Annotated in this window: 14 protein-coding genes; 8 read left to right on the forward strand and 6 right to left on the reverse strand. The window is 62.9% G+C overall.

Annotated elements, in window-relative coordinates:
- Window positions 1-312 precede the first annotated feature (312 nt).
- A complete protein-coding gene (locus GSQ90_RS18825) occupies window positions 313-1,221 on the reverse strand; it encodes a LysR family transcriptional regulator (protein ID WP_158816420.1) in 909 nt (302 codons plus the stop codon).
- 94 nt (window positions 1,222-1,315) lie between these two features.
- Here GSQ90_RS18825 and GSQ90_RS18830 point away from each other — a divergent pair, with 94 nt between their 5' ends.
- Window positions 1,316-2,731 (forward strand): aldehyde dehydrogenase family protein, encoded by a 1,416-nt coding sequence (locus tag GSQ90_RS18830; protein WP_158816421.1) that lies wholly within the window; start codon window positions 1,316-1,318, stop codon window positions 2,729-2,731.
- Window positions 2,732-2,806: 75 nt separating this feature from the next.
- Here GSQ90_RS18830 and GSQ90_RS18835 read toward each other — a convergent pair whose 3' ends face one another.
- Together GSQ90_RS18835 and GSQ90_RS18840 are read right to left on the reverse strand one after the other, a co-directional pair.
- Entirely contained in the window at window positions 2,807-5,185 is a 2,379-nt protein-coding gene (locus GSQ90_RS18835) for a glycoside hydrolase family 31 protein (RefSeq protein ID WP_158816422.1), read from the reverse strand.
- 25 nt (window positions 5,186-5,210) lie between these two features.
- Entirely contained in the window at window positions 5,211-6,512 is a 1,302-nt protein-coding gene (locus GSQ90_RS18840; protein WP_158816423.1) for an MFS transporter, read from the reverse strand.
- A 227-nt stretch (window positions 6,513-6,739) separates the two neighbouring features.
- Between GSQ90_RS18840 and GSQ90_RS18845 the strand changes: the two genes are divergently transcribed.
- Entirely contained in the window at window positions 6,740-7,210 is a 471-nt protein-coding gene (locus tag GSQ90_RS18845; RefSeq protein WP_158816424.1) for a carboxymuconolactone decarboxylase family protein, read from the forward strand.
- Window positions 7,210-8,067 carry a sigma-70 family RNA polymerase sigma factor gene (locus GSQ90_RS18850; RefSeq protein ID WP_158816425.1) on the forward strand — a complete coding sequence of 286 codons (858 nt, stop codon included), beginning with the start codon at window positions 7,210-7,212 and terminating at the stop codon, window positions 8,065-8,067. The genes GSQ90_RS18845 and GSQ90_RS18850 overlap by 1 nt, the downstream gene beginning before the upstream one ends.
- A gap of 290 nt (window positions 8,068-8,357) precedes the next feature.
- On the opposite strand, the gene GSQ90_RS18855 is transcribed toward GSQ90_RS18850, so the two are convergent.
- Window positions 8,358-9,314: a LysR substrate-binding domain-containing protein gene (locus GSQ90_RS18855; protein ID WP_158816426.1), complete on the reverse strand. Its 957-nt coding sequence runs from the start codon at window positions 9,312-9,314 to the stop codon at window positions 8,358-8,360.
- Between the two features lie 114 nt (window positions 9,315-9,428).
- Here GSQ90_RS18855 and GSQ90_RS18860 point away from each other — a divergent pair, with 114 nt between their 5' ends.
- From GSQ90_RS18860 to GSQ90_RS32895, 4 genes are all read left to right on the forward strand, one after another.
- On the forward strand, window positions 9,429-10,061 hold the full coding sequence (locus tag GSQ90_RS18860; RefSeq protein WP_158816427.1) for a flavodoxin family protein: 633 nt from the start codon (window positions 9,429-9,431) through the stop codon (window positions 10,059-10,061).
- A 121-nt stretch (window positions 10,062-10,182) separates the two neighbouring features.
- A complete protein-coding gene (locus tag GSQ90_RS18865; protein ID WP_158816428.1) occupies window positions 10,183-10,569 on the forward strand; it encodes an ectoine synthase in 387 nt (128 codons plus the stop codon).
- Between the two features lie 171 nt (window positions 10,570-10,740).
- Window positions 10,741-11,643 (forward strand): cyclase family protein, encoded by a 903-nt coding sequence (locus GSQ90_RS18870; protein WP_158816429.1) that lies wholly within the window; start codon window positions 10,741-10,743, stop codon window positions 11,641-11,643.
- A 78-nt stretch (window positions 11,644-11,721) separates the two neighbouring features.
- On the forward strand, window positions 11,722-11,946 hold the full coding sequence (locus GSQ90_RS32895; protein ID WP_371418409.1) for a ribbon-helix-helix domain-containing protein: 225 nt from the start codon (window positions 11,722-11,724) through the stop codon (window positions 11,944-11,946).
- On the opposite strand, the gene GSQ90_RS18875 is transcribed toward GSQ90_RS32895, so the two are convergent.
- The gene (locus GSQ90_RS18875) at window positions 11,943-12,155 is read right to left on the reverse strand and encodes a hypothetical protein (RefSeq protein WP_158816430.1); all 213 of its coding nucleotides are present in this window, start codon (window positions 12,153-12,155) and stop codon (window positions 11,943-11,945) included. The genes GSQ90_RS32895 and GSQ90_RS18875 overlap by 4 nt on opposite strands.
- 334 nt (window positions 12,156-12,489) lie before the next feature.
- Here GSQ90_RS18875 and GSQ90_RS18880 point away from each other — a divergent pair, with 334 nt between their 5' ends.
- Window positions 12,490-12,765 carry a hypothetical protein gene (locus GSQ90_RS18880; protein WP_371418401.1) on the forward strand — a complete coding sequence of 92 codons (276 nt, stop codon included), beginning with the start codon at window positions 12,490-12,492 and terminating at the stop codon, window positions 12,763-12,765.
- 183 nt (window positions 12,766-12,948) lie between these two features.
- Here the strand turns inward: GSQ90_RS18880 and ltrA are convergent, their stop codons facing one another.
- Window positions 12,949-14,232: a group II intron reverse transcriptase/maturase gene (ltrA, locus tag GSQ90_RS18885; protein ID WP_158816431.1), complete on the reverse strand. Its 1,284-nt coding sequence runs from the start codon at window positions 14,230-14,232 to the stop codon at window positions 12,949-12,951.
- Window positions 14,233-15,291 lie beyond the last annotated feature (1,059 nt).

A 15,291-nucleotide genomic window follows, 5' to 3' on the forward strand; every position in this document is an offset into this window, starting at 1 on the left:
GCCTCAGACGATCAGCGTGACGCTCGGCGCCATCGCCACCGACGCCCAGGGGCGGACCCCGATCGACGGACCGGCCCTCATCAATGATTCCCAGGCGGATTTGACCCATGTCGCCACGGAAGTCGCCGCGATGTGCGAGAGATGCAAGAGCTCGATCTGGGCGGTGTTTTGCCGATGAGCGGCTTGGGGGGTCGTTGAGGTGGAGGCGAGATCGCTGTCATGGCGCACCAAGCGCGGGGATGGCGAGATGAGGGCGGACTTTCATGGGGAAATACGCCCCCGCTGTAAATACTATTGTCCGGACGCCCGCCGCTATCCTGTTGTGCGTCCTTGTTCGCGGATGAGGTCGATCAGGGCGCGCAGCCGGGCGGGAATATGCCGCCGTCCGGCGAAATAGAGCGACAGGCCGGGATAGGGCGGCGTCCAGTCCGCCAGCACGACCTCCAGTCGTCCAGCGGCGATATGCTCCGCGGCCGATGGCTCGCCGATATAGGCGAGCCCTGCGCCGGCCAGCGCCGCCTCCAGCATCAGGCCGGATTCGTCGAGCGTGAGGAAGCCGGGCGCATCGATCAGCACGGCCTGGCCGCGCTTCTGGAATTCCCAGCGGTGGAGCTTTCCTGTGCCCATCCGGGCCCGGATGCACTGATGCCGCATGAGGTCGGCGGGCGCTGCGGGCCGCTTCCGCCCGACGAAATAGGCGGGCGCTCCGACAACCACCGATCGGATCGTCGGCAGGATCGGAATGGCGATCATGTCCGGCGGCACGGTGTCCGCCAGCCGAACGCCCGCGTCGAAACCTTGGCCCAACACGTCGATCAGCGCCTCCTCGGTGGCGATCTCCAGTTCAACGCGCGGGTAACGGCTGAGATAGCGCAGGAACAGCGGCTGGAGCAGCATCTTGGCGGCGCCGCGGGACGTGTTGATGCGAAGCACGCCCGATATCTCGCCGCCGCCCTCGCTGGCGTTTTCCAGCGCGCCATCGATCGCTGCCAGCGCGGGAGCGACTTCCGCGACGAAGGTCTCTCCCGCGGCCGTCAGCGCCACGCTGCGTGTCGTCCGGTTGAAGAGCCGCACATGAAGGCGGTCCTCCAGCGCGGCAATGGCGTGGCTGAGCGCTGACGACGACACGCCGAGTTCGCGCGCCGCCGCGCGAAACCCGCCGGCGCGCGCCACGGTGGCGACCGCCTCCAGTTCGGCCAGGCTCGCTTGTCTCACTGTCATAGTTTACTCATCAGCTTGTCTCCGTTTAATGAGCTTATCAGATCATTGAGCGCGGCGCATATTTCCCTCCGAAATGATGGAAAGGAATTATGCCATGCGCACTATCGACACGATCTACATCGACGGCGCTTTCGTCACGCCGCACGGCGACGATCGAGCGCCGCTGTTCAATCCCGCGACCGAGAAACAGATCGGCGAGGTTCGCCTCGGCGACGCCGATGATGTGAACCACGCGGTCGCCGCAGCCAAGCGCGCCTTCCCGGCGATGGCGCACACCACGCCGGCCGAGCGCGCCGTCATGCTGCGTCGCCTGCATAAGGCTGTCGCCGCGCGCGCCGACGACATGTTCGCCGCCATGGTCGAAGAATATGGCGCGCCCTCCAGCTTTACTGGCTTTTCCGTGCAGCACGCCGCCGCCTTGTTCGAGGACATGGCGAAGACGGTCGAGACCTATGCCTTCCGCCGCACGATCGGCCGCGCCGAAGTATCGATGGAGCCGCTCGGCGTGGTCGCCGCCATCATCCCGTGGAACAGCACGCTTGGCTTCATCGCCTCCAAGATCGCGACCGCGATCGCAGCGGGATCGACGATCGTCGTCAAGCCGTCCGAAATGAGCGCGATCCAGACCCAGGTCATGGCGCAAGCTGTTCACGCGGCGGGATTGTCGAAGGGCGTAATCAATATCGTCAATGGCTATGGCCCCATCGTGGGCGCGGCGCTCAGCACCCATCCTGATATCGCCAAAATCAGCTTTACCGGCTCCACCATGACCGGGCGCGCGATCCTCACGGCGGCGGCGCAGACCTTCAAGCGCGTGACGCTCGAGCTTGGCGGCAAGGGGCCGCAAATCCTCCTGGAAGATGCGGACCTCGCGACGGCGATCCCGATCGCGCTGGCGAGCGGCTTCGTCAACAGCGGGCAGGCCTGCGTCGCGGGCACGCGTCTCCTCGCGCCGGAAAGCCGATTGGACGAAACGCTGGCGCGGCTGAAGGATCATATCGAGACCCTGAAGGTCGGCGCCGCGACCGACCCCAACGCGCAGATCGGCCCGATGGTGAGCCAGAAACAATGGGAACGGGTCCAGTCCTATATCCGCCTCGGCATCGACGAAGGCGCGACGCTGCTGACCGGCGGCGAAGGGCGGCCCGATGGGTTGGAGCACGGCTGGTTTGTGCGGCCGACGGTATTCGCTGATGTCGCCAACCAGATGCGGATTGCGCGCGAGGAGATCTTCGGGCCTGTGCTCTGCGTCATCCCCTATCGCAACGAGGCCGAAGCCATCGCGATCGCCAATGACACCAGCTACGGGCTGCAATCCTACGTGCTCTCGTCCGACCTCGATCACGCGAAGCGGGTGGCGGGACAGTTGCAGGCCGGACGCGTCGTCATCAACGGCGCGCCGCATGAGCCGCTCGCCCCATTCGGCGGCTTCAAGCAATCGGGCATCGGACGCGAATATGGCGCATTTGGCCTGGATGGGTTCCTCGAACCGCGTGCGGTATTGAGTTGACCGGCAGTTTTGGCGCGACGGCGAACGCTGTCGCGCCGGCACCGGGCTCAACGCGATACTCGGAACGGACGCGTACTAAACAAGAGCGATCCTATTCGCGGCATGGCCCTTGGCCTCCCCGACGGCCAGCTTGAGCGTCCGGTTCTCATTGTGAGGCAAGATGATCCGCATTTCGCGGTAGGGCAGCGGATAGTCGCCGTTGACCGAGACATCCACGTGAATCTCCGCCGGGGTCCAGGCGAGGTTGATCGTCACTTCTGTGAGCGGTCCATTGGCGGAGACGCCATCATCCTCATAGAGAATTGTGCTGGATCGGCCGGACGATCGCCCGGGAAACAGGCGCAGCGCGCGCGACGGTTCATCATGGCGGCGCGCATAATCGCCCCTGGAATCGGTGACCGGAACGATCGCTCCCGAAGGCGCGAGCAAGGGAAGACGTTCAAGCGGCGCAGCAATCGTGACGATCTGTCCTGGAGCGTAGGTCTCGCCGCTGGAGAAATCGTACCACCAATCGGGGCCGATGGGCAGGTAGACGGCGACTTCGTGCGCGCCTTCCGCGGTGACCGGCGCCGCCATCAGCGAGGGGCCGAACATGAACGCGTCGCAATCGGCAAAGCAAGCGGGATCGTGTTCAAAAGGTACGAAGGTCGGCGTCAGCACGGGCCTATGGGTCCGATACGCCGCCTGCATCGCGCTATAGAGATAGGGCATGAGCTGAAGGCGCAGCCTCAGGGCTTCGCGGATGGCCGGCAGAGCCTCGGGATGCAGCCATGGCGATGTCGTGACATTGTCGGGCTTCCAGCTATTCATGATGAAGCGCGGATGCAGGACGCCGGCCTGCGTCCAACGGATCAACAATTCCGGCCCCGGAACGGGCCCGGCGAAGCCGCCGATATCGTGTCCGACGTTGAGCATCCCGGAAAGGCTCATGCCGAGACCGGTGCGCAGATTCCATTTCAGCGATTCCCAGCTTGTCGTGTTGTCGCCGCTCCAGGTCTGCGCGTAGCGCTGGATTCCGGGGCATCCGCCGCGCGTGACGGTAAAGGGCCGCTCGTTGGGTCGCGCGGCGATTTGCGCTTCCCGCGTGGCGCGCGTCATGAGGAGGGCTTGAACCGGCCGCACAAGCGACAAGGGCGTCGGTTCGCCAAAGCTGGCGCAGGTCGCCGTGTCGTCCCAGAGCCCATATTCATTGTTGTCGCACCATCCAGCGTCGACGCCATAGCCGAGCACCTGCGCCGTCAGGCCTTCCCGCCACCATCGGATCGCGGCCGGATTGGTGAAATCCAGATGCGCGCCTTCCCCATCCCAGAACTGAGACTTCAAGGGCGTCTTGTCGGCCTCGCCGGTAATGAAGCCGCCGAGAGCGGCGACTTCCTCGTAGCGCGGATGGTCGTCGAGCAGGCAGGGCTTGATATTGGCGACGACGCGCACGCCGGCTTCGGCGAAGTTGCGCATGAGCGCTTTGGGCTCTGGAAATTTCGCGAAATTCCAGTTGAAGACATAGCGCTTGGCGCCGATCGACGTATATCCGGAACCGAAATGAAAGGCGCTCAACGGAATGTCATGCGCGATCGCCTTCTCGATGACGCCCTGAATCTGGCGCTGCGCGTCCGGCGAATCGGCGAGCCCCATCGCGGTCTGCGCAAAGCCCAGAGACCAACGCGGCGGCAGCGCGGTCCGACCGGTCAGCGCGAGGAATTTCGGGGTGACGTCCTTCAGCCGCGGGCCGAGAAAGAGATAGAAGTCGAGGTCGCCGTCTTCGGCTTCATAGGATCGATAAGGGCCGAAATAATTGTCGCGCTCGCAGCCCAGATCAAAGCTGGCTTCGCTGTAATTGTCATAGAAAAGACCATAGGAGACGGCGCTCGGTCCATCTCTGACGATCAGGAAGGGCCAGTTCTTATAGAGCGGATCGCCGTTCTGGGGATTATAGCCCAGAGAATCGCGCATCGCGAGGCGGACGCGCCGGCCGTTGAGATCGAGCGCGCCGGTCTTGTCTCCCGCGCCGTAATAGCGGTCGCCTGCGCGGCGCGCCATCGCGTGGCGGAAGGCGTGGGTTTTCTGGCCAAGAAAATAGGGCTGTGTCTCGCGATCCCGCGCGAAAACCGTGCCGTCCGGCAGCGACCAATCCATGCGCAGGCCATTGAGCGCGATCGTCAGACGCATGGCTTCCGTGCGAAGGGTCGCCTCCGCGTCCGTCTGCGTGATCTCCATCGGAATGGGCGGCCAAAGGCTGTCGTCAAGCCGGTCCCGGCCCGCCCATTCGGCATCGCGCTCGCCGTCAGGGAGCGTCGACCAGCTCCGATTCTGGCGCAGGCGGCCATTGCGCAGCAACGTGACGCGCACCAGATCCGGCCGCAGCGCTGTGATGCGGATCGTCACATTCTCTTCGCAGGCCAATAGAAGCCCGCGCTGATCCTGGCTCTGAACGCGGGCTCGCAAAATCGGCTTCATCGGTCGTCATCCTATTGCTCGCCGCTCAAGGAGCCGCGAGGGCGCCATCGACGCGTTGGCTCATTGGCGGTGGGTCGCTGTAGGACTGCCCGCGGATCAAGACAACCAGGAATATGGCGCCGATCATGTCGAAAGCGCCAAGCATTCCAAACAACGGGCCATAGCCGATGGTGTCCGCCAAGGCGCCGACGAGGAGAGAGAAGCTCAGGCCGCCGATCCACGCCGCCATGCCGGCAAAACCGCTGACGGTTCCAACGTCGCGGGACGCAAAGACATCCGCGCTCAGCGTGTTGACCAGCGTCGAGATCGTTTGATGCGCAAATCCGCCGATGCAGAATAAAGCGATGGCGGTGTAAGCGGAGGCGACGAGGCCGATGCACCCCGGCCCGATCATCAGGACCGCCGCCAGGATAACGCCGCACACTCTGGACCAGACCAACGAAACGCTGAAATATTTCATCAGGAATGGCGAGACATAGCCGCCGAAAATTCCTCCCAAATCCGCTGCGAGAAACGGAAGCCACGCGTAAAGCGCGATCTGCTTGAGATCCATATGCCGCTCGGTCGCCATATAGAGCGGGATCCAGAAGCTGAACGTCTGCCATGCCGGCTCGGCGAAAAATCTTGGCGCGGCGATCGCCCAGAAACGGCGCGTTCGCAACAACTCGCCGACGGACCGCTTTTCATCGGACGCTGAATCCGGGCTGCTTTGACCCGAAAGGATTCGGTCGCGTTCATCCGCGGACAGCCGCTTGTGGTCCTGAGGCGAGCGATAAAACGCGTACCAAAGCGCCGCCCAGAAAAAACCGATCGCGCCCGTCGCGACGAATGCCGAACGCCATCCATATTCCAGGGAAAGAAAGACGACGAGCGGCGGCGCGATCAAGGCGCCGACCGAAGTGCCGACGTTGAAGAAGCCGACGGCGATGGATTTCTCCTTGTTCGGGAACCATTCGGCCACCGCCTTCATGCCGGAAGGAATCGCGGCGGCCTCGGTCAGGCCCATCAGGCCGCGCGCCCCCGCCAGCGAAATCCAGCCGGTGACGCCGCCGTGAAGGCAGCCGGCGATCGACCAAAGCACCGCGAATAGCGCGAAGCCGATGCGCAGGCCGATCAAATCGACGATCAGACCACAAACCGGCTGCATGATCGTATAACCGATTTGAAAAGCGCCGACGATGTAAGAATATTGCTGCGTGCTGATGGCCATTTGCGTCTTCAATTCGGGGGCCAAGACGCCAAGGGCGTTGCGGGAGAGGTAATTGATGATCGTTCCAAGGCAGATGAGCGCGACAATCCACCAGCGCAGACCACGGATTGGTTTCAAGATAGCCCTCCCCGATTTATGGTTTACGGCGTAGTTTACGGCGGCGCCTTGCTCAATTCTCTTTTTCTTCCGTCCGCGCCTGGCGTCATCCATCACGACCGCACCATAGCGCGATGGGAATCGCAAACCGTCAGCTTTGCGGCCGGCGTCAGATTTTTCGGCGCGGATGTCACACGGGCGGCCTCTGGCTCGTCATGATAGGGGAACGCAACAGAAGGAAGCCCATCATGACCGCCATCAACCTCTTTGCCGCCGCGCCTGAACTCATGAAGAAATGGACCGCCACATCCCAAGCCGTCGCTTCGAGCCTTGAGGCGACCCTCGTCAGGCTCGTGGAAATCCGCGCCTCGCAGATCAACGGCTGCGCCAATTGCCTCAACATGCACACGATCGACGCGCGCGCCAACGGAGAGACCGAGCAGCGGATCTATCTCTTGTCGGCGTGGCGCGAGGCGCCTTGCTACACCGACCGCGAACGCGCCGCGCTCGGCTGGACCGACGCGCTGACGCGGCTCTCCGAGGGACATAACCACGAGGGCGCCCGGGAAGCCCTGTGGGCTCATTTTACCGAGGAAGAGCAGGTCAAACTCACCTTGATGATCAATGTCATCAATGGATGGAACCGCATCGCGGTCGGTTTCGGTCTGTTCGTCGATCCGGCTCAAGCCAAGGCCGCGGCCCAGGCGGCGGCCGCCTGATGGCGGCCGGCGACAGCGCGGATGCGGCTGAGGGCTTCGATCCGCTGCGCCCCAGACTGATGCGCGTCGCCTACCGCATGCTGGGCTCCGTCGCCGACGCCGAGGATGTTTTGCAGGAGGCCTTCATCCGCTGGATGGGGGCCGACCGCGGCGCAGTGCGCGAACCCGAAGCGTTCCTGCGCCGCACGGTGACGCGCCTCTGCCTCGATCAGTTGAAATCGGCGCGGCGCCAGCGCGAGACCTATATCGGCCCCTGGCTTCCCGATCCCGTCATCGAAGAGGAGGAGGAAGAGGACGTCACTTTGCCGCTGATGCTGGCGCTGGAGCGTCTCTCCCCGCTCGAGCGGGCGGCTTTCCTGCTGCACGAAGTGTTCGGGCTTGGATTCGAGGAAGTCGGCGCCGACATCGGACGCGACCCCGCCGCCTGCCGTCAGCTCGCCGCAAGGGCGCGCGTCCATGTCCGCGAGGCGAGGCCGCGCTTCCAAGTCGACAAGCAGCGCGGCCTTGAGATCGCCAAGGCTTTCTTTACGGCGTCACGCAACGGCGACATGAAAGCGCTGGCTTCGATGCTGGCGGCCGATGTCAGCATTCATGCGGATGGCGGCGGCAAGCGCCCGGCGGCGATGCATCCGATTCTCGGCTTCGACGCCGTCATGAAGTTCCATCAATTTCTGGCGGATCAATTCGGGAGGAATGGCTCGAAACTTATTCGCGCCGGCCTCATCAACGGCTTGCCCGGCTTCGTCACGCTGGAGGCCGACGGCGAATTGCAGACGACCGCGCTGGAGATCGAGGACGGCAAGGTGGCGGCGATCTATGTCGTGCGGAACCCGGATAAGCTGAGGCATTTGCATTAGGGCGTGATACGTCCTGGCGGAATCATCTGTCACCTGCCGCCGTCATTGCGAGCGGAGCGAAGCAATCCAGAGGTCGAGGCGTTTGCGGAATTGCCAATCTACGCTCGCAATGACCGGAACGCTTGAGATAGCCGGCTTTGATGGTGGTCCCGCAAAAACCCGGAGGGGTCACGACCTCTGGATTGCTTCGCTCCGCTCGCAATGACGGAAGCGGTTCTGCCAAAATTCATTCGGACAAAGTTCGATGCCTTCAACCACGCCATCGCCGTAATCCGTAATCCCGTCGCGCGTCAGGTCGAATAGCGTTCCTCTCTGATCCATTTCATGAATGCCCGAATGCGACTCTCCCGCACGCGGTCGGCGCGGCACAAAACCCAGAACGCATTCGTGTCCGGCGCGCTCGTCGCAAACAGGCGCATCAGCCGTCCGCTCGAAACGTCCCTGTCGACCAGTATCGCGGGCGCGAGGGCGATTCCCTGTCCCGCCGCCGCAGCTTCAATCGCGAGGTGACTGGCGCTGAAAACCGGACCTTCGAGCGTTTTTACCGTCGCATCGTCGATCCGCACGCCGGCGGCCGTGAACCATGTCAGCCACTCCAGGATGGGTTGATCTCGCCGAGATCGTTCCAGCGCCGCCGGGCGCGCCGTCCGGATCAATGTCTGCCGCAACAGATCGGCCGGGGCGCGCAGCTTCTTGGCGAGCGCCGGCGCGCAGACCGCCACGACCTCCACCTTTGGCCAAAGCTGCTCGGCATGCACATCTGGGCTATAAGGGCCCGGACCATAGCGCAAGGCGATATCGATGGTTCGATCACGACGAAAATCGATCAGGCCTTCGTCCGCGACAAGGCGCAGCGCGATCCGAGGATGGGCCGCCTGGAAGCTGTGCAGCCGAGGGGCGAGCCATTTTGTCGCGAAGGAGGGCACGGCGCTCACCGTCAGGCTGTGGGCTCCCGTCGCCCGTCCCTGTAATTTCAGATCGCGGATGCTGCGCTCCAGGCGCAAGAAGGCCCCTTGCGCCTCGGCGCCCAGGACCTCGCCAGCGGCGGTGAGACGCAGAGACCGGTGCAACCGATCGAACAGAGCGAGGCCGAGATGCGTCTCCAGCCGCTTCACCTGATGGCTGATCGCGGTCGGCGTCACCGACAGCTCGCTCGCCGCCGCCTTGAAACTGCCAAGACGCGAGGCGGCCTCGAAGGCTCGCAGCGAGGTCCAGGGAATTGCAGCGAGGTCCGTCCGGCTGGCCATGTCCCGCTCACATGAATGGAATTCATCTGAGGGTCAAGGAATATCATTCGCCGATGCGAGCCAACAAGTGATGCAATGGTTCCCTCGGGGATGGACCCCGTCGGGAGATAAATTTTGACCCAACACGCCCCGCCGCAGACCACGGAGGCGCGCCGGTTCACTTTTCTGCTCGCCAGTGCGCGTCGCGACGGCAACACCGAGGTCTTGACGCGCGTCGCCGCGGAAAAGCTACCGCGGCAATGGCCACAGCGATGGCTGAGGCTGATGGATATGCCCTTGGCCCCTTTTGAAGATATCCGGCATTCCGTCGGCGCCTATCCAGAGCCGACCGGCCATGAACGCGTTCTGTTCGACGCGACGCTCGACGCGACAGACCTCGTTTTTGTCGTTCCGCTCTACTGGTACAGCCTGCCAGCCAGCGCCAAGCTCTATCTGGATTATTGGAGCGCCTGGTTGCGCGTGCCCGGCGCGCAGTTCAAGGCCAGGATGGCAGGGAAGACGCTCTGGGGGCTGTGCGTGCTGAGCGATGAGGATCCGAGGCGCGCTGAGCCGCTGATCGGCGCGCTCGCGATCACTGCCGACTATCTCAAGATGGAATTCGGCGGCGTCCTGCTCGGAAATGGAAGCAAGCCAGGGGATATCCTGTCCGATCGGCAGGCGCTCGAGCGCGCGCGCGGCTTCTTCCTGTCGACTGAGCGGGTCAGATCGAGCAAGGCGGCACTAAACCTAGAGACCTCGCGGATGTGATCATTGAAGCAAGGGCGTGCGGTTTGGCGGCCAAGCATCGAGGCCTCGATAAGGCGCTGACGCTCAACAATTGCGCATTCTCCCTCACTGAGTTCGCAAGCAAGAGGAAAGGGACACCCCAATGATCGTTGCGTCTTCGCTCGAGATCGCCGGCACGGCTCGCAATGTTTCCGGATCCGGCTGGGAGAGTCGGCGCCTTATCTTACGCGAGCATGGCATGGGGCATTCGGTGCACGAAACGCGAGTCAAGGACGGCGCCGAGCTGCATCTTCACTATAAGAACCATTTTGAGACGAACTATTGTCTCTCCGGCGAAGGGGAAGTGGTGCACAAGGACACTGGCGAGGTCTTTCCGATCCGGCCGGGAACCGTCTACGCCCTCAACAACCATGATCCGCACATTCTGCGCGCCAAGAATGGCGACCTTGTTCTGATCTGTGTCTTCACGCCGCCGCTGGCGGGAAACGAAGTCCATCGAGAAGACGGCAGCTATGCCGCAAGTGAATGAAGCTGGCTGGCTGATAGCAAGCCCGGATTGGAATCAGACTCGGCGTGACAAGAACGCCGCTCCGGATCAGCACGAAGGCGCTCATTGGCGTCAGGTTGCGGCAATCGGGCGAAAGCTGAAAAGCATTTTGAGCTGGCGAAGCGGCAGACGATAGAGAAAGAGAGATTTCGGATGAGCGAGAAACGCGTGAGTTTCGACTTCGAGATTGATTTCTCGAACGGCGGCGGGATTCAGGGCCAGGGCTTTCGTCTCGATATCGAAGGCGACGATATTTCCGACGAAAGGCTCACCGCCTCTATCGTTAGGGATATGCGCCTCCTGATGGTCGGCGCCGTGCGCATCCTCAACAAGACGATTTTCGAAGAGCCGCATAAAAGGGCCAAGCTGCGCGAGGCGGTCGACGGCGACAGCCCAACCCGATTTGTCGATCTCAGTCATGTCATTGAAGACGGCATGATCACGTATAAGGGGCTTCCCGCGCCGCTGGTTTGCGACCACATGTCGTTCCTGCAGTCGCGGTCGTCCTACGATGCCGGAACCGAGTTTCAAATTGGTAGGATTGAAATGGTGGCCAATACCGGGACCTATCTGGACACGCCCTATCATCGATATTGCGACGGGGTCGATCTCGCAGGCCTGCCGTTGGATTGGACCTCTGACCTGCCGGGCGTCGTCGTTCGGGTGACTGGCCTAACGGGGAGGCCCATCGACTGGACTCATTTTGCGTCGATTGCGGTGAGCGATCGCGCGGTATTGGTGCAGACCGGTTGGGACGCGCATTGGCGCACGGACCGCTACTTCGAAGGCCATCCGTTTCTCACTGAGGCGGCGGCGATTTACTTGCGCGACAATGGCGCCAGGTTGGTCGGAATCGATTCGCTGAATATCGACGACACGACCGGAAAATCGCGACCGGTACACTCCGTGCTGCTTGGCGCAAACATCCCTATCGTCGAGCACCTCACCAACCTTGGCGCGCTGCCTCTTGAGGGTTTTCGGTTCCATGCGTCTCCGCCAAAAATCGCACGAATGGGGACGTTTCCGGTCCGAGCGCACGCTTGTATCCGCGCGTAGCCGGCGAAAGGCGGAAACGCTCAGAGCGTGCTTCCATTTCGCGGAGTCTGGATTTCCACCTGAATTGCGGCGACACCCATTAGCCGGCCTCTCGTCAAGGGCACGCAGACCCGCGCCACGACCCGGCAGATTTCCGGGCATTACGCGGCGGCGGAAGTTCACGCCTTCCGCATCCTCGCCGCTGAACTCGATATGGACGTGCAGGAGCTTTTGGCCGAAGCCCTCAACGTGACTTTCACGCGCCACGGACACCCGAACCGCATCGCGATCACCAGCGGGCGACGGAAGAAGCGCGACGCCTAGAAGCCGCGAGCGCCCATTCCTTCCAGCGCGGCGAGATCATGCCGGCCGGCATCGAGGGGAGCGATAACGCGGACGATTTCGCGCTCGCCCTTCTGTCGCGCCAGCATAATGACCGCGCGGACCGCCGCGAAGTCTGGCAGCATGCCCCAGCATTTCGCCTTGCGACCGTTCCAGTCCCAGATTTCCGTATACCAAAGCTTGTTTGCCACTTGACTCGCCTTTCTATTTCAACCTTCCGCTTTCTTACATATCATTTATGAAGATTGGGGGAAAGTGCATGCCCGCCCAAGTATTCGCGACCCTGCCCGCGCCGAGCGGGGAGAGCGATATACTGACCTTTCGCGGTATAGAATCCGGCGCGGCGACGCGGGCGGTTTTTCCACTTCGCAAACGCTTCGCTACGACTTCAAATCCCGTTCCATAATCGACCTTATGCGCGGCCACCGGTTTTCGCTGGGGGCTGGCGATCGCCTTCCGCAGCGAGGCCGCAAGGGGTATAGTCGCCGCCATGACACTGACCGAACGGAGGCCAGAGATTCGCGCATGACCCGCTTACTTGAACAGGCCGTCGCCACCCTGTCCGCCCTGCCCGACAACGTGCAGGACGAAGTCGCCTACATGCTCCTGCAGTTCGCCGGGATCGAGCAGCCGACATACGAGCTTACGCCGGAGGAACACGCGGACCTTGCCGAGGCCGAGGCGGAGGCTGCGCGCGGCGAGTTTGCGACGGAGAGGAAGTCCGCGCCATGTGGGCGAAATATGGCCGGTGAAACTTCGATACACCAAACGCGCCGCCGCACAGATCGCCACGGCGCTTGACTATGTGGCCAAGCGCTCGGCGTAGGGCGCGTGATAGCCAGGTGAGGCGGAGTTATCCATTGTTTGCATGGTGGAGCGGCGCGCGAGAGGAATTTGAACTCAATCGGGATAGGGGGGCGTCTTGCGACGCCGCCCCTCCCACACCACCGGGCGTACGGGTCCGTACCACGGCGGTTCGGCGGATTAAGCATGGGCGAGCTTGTCCATAGAAACCAACCCTTCGCGTTTGAACGTCTTGTTTCGTAGCGCGCGGTGGAGCGCCTCGGAAGCACTTATCCGCCACGGCCCTTTCGGGCTCATGATCGAGGCGAACGCCGTGGATTTGGCGACGCCGCGACGCATGAGCTCCGCAAGCCGCTTGCGACGCGTTTTCCATTGCACCCACAACAGGCTGCGCAGACGCCTTCTGATCCAACCGTCGAGACCTTCGAACTCGTGGCTTTCGCTGAAGCCAAAGTAGCCGGCCCAGCCCCGCAGCAGCGGGTTGAGGTCGGCGACGATGGTCTTCAACGAAACGCCGCGATAGCGCCGCGTCAAGTCGCGCACCCGGTTCTTGAACCTGGCGACGGCTTTGACGGCAATGGCGCGGGGAAAGCCGCTCGCTTGCTTCAGCGTGAAGCCGAGAAAGCTGCGGTTCCAAGGCCAGTCAACGGCGCTCTTGGCCTCATTGACCGTCAGCTTGAGTCGTCGCTCGATGAAGCGGGTCATGCTCGCCATGACGCGCTCCGCCGCCTTCCGGCTCGCCACGTGGATATTGCAATCATCCGCGTAGCGCACAAAGGAAAGGCCGCGACGCTCCAACTCGCGGTCAAGTTCGTCCAGCACGAGGTTCGACAACAAGGGCGAGAGCGGGCCGCCTTGCGGCGTTCCCTCCTGGCTTAGCTCGAAGGCCCCCTCATTGAGCGCGCCCGCCGTCAGGAGGCTCCGGATCAACCCAAGAACCCGCTTATCGCGGACGCGTTCGGCGACTGCCGCCATCAGCCGGTCATGATTGACCCGGTCGAAGAACTTCGCCAGGTCGATGTCCACGACATACTGTCGGCCCGCGGCGACATAGGCTTGCGCCGCCGCCACAGCCTGCTGCGCGGAGCGTCCTGGCCGGAAGCCGTAGCTCGATGCGCTGAACGTCGGATCCCACACCGGTTGTCGCCGCTGCAGGACTGCTTGCTGGATCACGCGATCGATCACGGTGGGAATGCCGAGGTTGCGTATGCCCCCGTCCGGTTTGGGGATCTGCACCCGCTTGACCGGTTGCGGGCGATACGCGCCCTCGACAAGCGCTCGTGCAATGTCGGGCCAGCGCCGCTCCAGAACGTCCGGCAGTTGCGTGACGGTCATGCCGTCGATGCCGGGCGCGCCTTTGTTGCGTCGGACCGCTCGCACGGCCGCGTCGATATTTTCGGGGTCGCAGATCGCTTCCATGAGCCGCTCCCCCCATGCCGGGCTTTCGGCTCCGTCCGTCGCCATGATGGCTTCGACCTCTCGCGCGTTCCGGCGCGGGGCTTCACCCCCGCCGGGCATCGGCAAGTCCAATGTGAGTTGGATTGGCGGTCGCGTTGCCTTCATGAAACGTCCGGTCTACTCGCCCATTCCTTCAACCCCTTATCGGGGACCGTTCGGGCCTTCGACCGGCGAGCCGGCCTATTATGCCCTCTGCTGACTTCTGCATCGCGGTCAGGGCGCCTTGCGGCGTCCTCAGTCCTCATCGGACACGGCGCAGACCTCCCGGGGTAAGCCCGGCGTCCTTCATCGCGCACCCGCCGGATTTACAGTTCTGGCCCTTGATGGATATGGACTTCGCGACTTCCTGCCCGCTCGTCCGGCCAACCCTGCCTCGTATCCGGTTTCTGTTCGTCGAGTCGCGACTTTGCTCCACGCTTCCTTCAGACGGTTCCTCGCGGTTCCGCCCTTGCGCTTCGCTAGTGCTTCACCTCCATCAGGTTGCACAGGGGACTTTCACCCCCAAGACGCCGGCCATGCCCGGCACACAGGACGACCGCAAAGCGGTCGCCGCCGGAGGCGGTCGCCTGAAAGGCGATCCCTAGGTTAGAATTCCTCCCGCGCATAATCGCCTCCATGCCATCAATGGATAGCTGGCGCTGAGACCAGCGCGGAGTTTTCTGTTCGAGCCTTGACGCTTCCGCCTCAACCGATTCCGAGACGTGCGCGCGCCGCGTCCCAATCGGTTCTCGGCGCCAAGGCGAAGCGTTCGGCCGGCGCCGCCCGCGGAAATCAGAGGGCGAGCGCCGCGACAAAAACTTTCTGAAAATCAAAATATGCGCTATGATGAGCGCCCTGTCTCCCTGCCCAGGCGCCGCCGCCATGACCGAACCCCGCCCAATCCCCCTGCCCCGCGTAAACCCTGCGCCCAAAGCCGAAGACCGCGCGGCCGAACATTTATTTTTTTCGTAACTCCCAAGGTGGGTCAATTCGCCGTAAAATATTGAAGGAAAACGACTTTCTCTCAAAACGGCCGCCGCCGAGACGAACGATTCGTCGGCTTTTCACCCAATTTTAACGATTCCG

The organism is Methylocapsa sp. S129 (assembly GCF_009765995.1).
Classification (GTDB): domain Bacteria; phylum Pseudomonadota; class Alphaproteobacteria; order Rhizobiales; family Beijerinckiaceae; genus Roseiarcus.

Coding starts and splice junctions, on each gene's coding strand:
- GSQ90_RS18825 (WP_158816420.1), bottom strand. CDS start 1,221: ATGACAGTGAGACAAGCGAGCCTGGCCGAACTGGAGGCGGTCGCCACC.
- GSQ90_RS18830 (WP_158816421.1), top strand. CDS start 1,316: ATGCGCACTATCGACACGATCTACATCGACGGCGCTTTCGTCACGCCG.
- GSQ90_RS18835 (WP_158816422.1), bottom strand. CDS start 5,185: ATGAAGCCGATTTTGCGAGCCCGCGTTCAGAGCCAGGATCAGCGCGGG.
- GSQ90_RS18845 (WP_158816424.1), top strand. CDS start 6,740: ATGACCGCCATCAACCTCTTTGCCGCCGCGCCTGAACTCATGAAGAAA.
- GSQ90_RS18850 (WP_158816425.1), top strand. CDS start 7,210: ATGGCGGCCGGCGACAGCGCGGATGCGGCTGAGGGCTTCGATCCGCTG.
- GSQ90_RS18855 (WP_158816426.1), bottom strand. CDS start 9,314: ATGGCCAGCCGGACGGACCTCGCTGCAATTCCCTGGACCTCGCTGCGA.
- GSQ90_RS18865 (WP_158816428.1), top strand. CDS start 10,183: ATGATCGTTGCGTCTTCGCTCGAGATCGCCGGCACGGCTCGCAATGTT.
- GSQ90_RS18870 (WP_158816429.1), top strand. CDS start 10,741: ATGAGCGAGAAACGCGTGAGTTTCGACTTCGAGATTGATTTCTCGAAC.
- GSQ90_RS18880 (WP_371418401.1), top strand. CDS start 12,490: ATGACCCGCTTACTTGAACAGGCCGTCGCCACCCTGTCCGCCCTGCCC.
- ltrA (WP_158816431.1), bottom strand. CDS start 14,232: ATGGCGACGGACGGAGCCGAAAGCCCGGCATGGGGGGAGCGGCTCATG.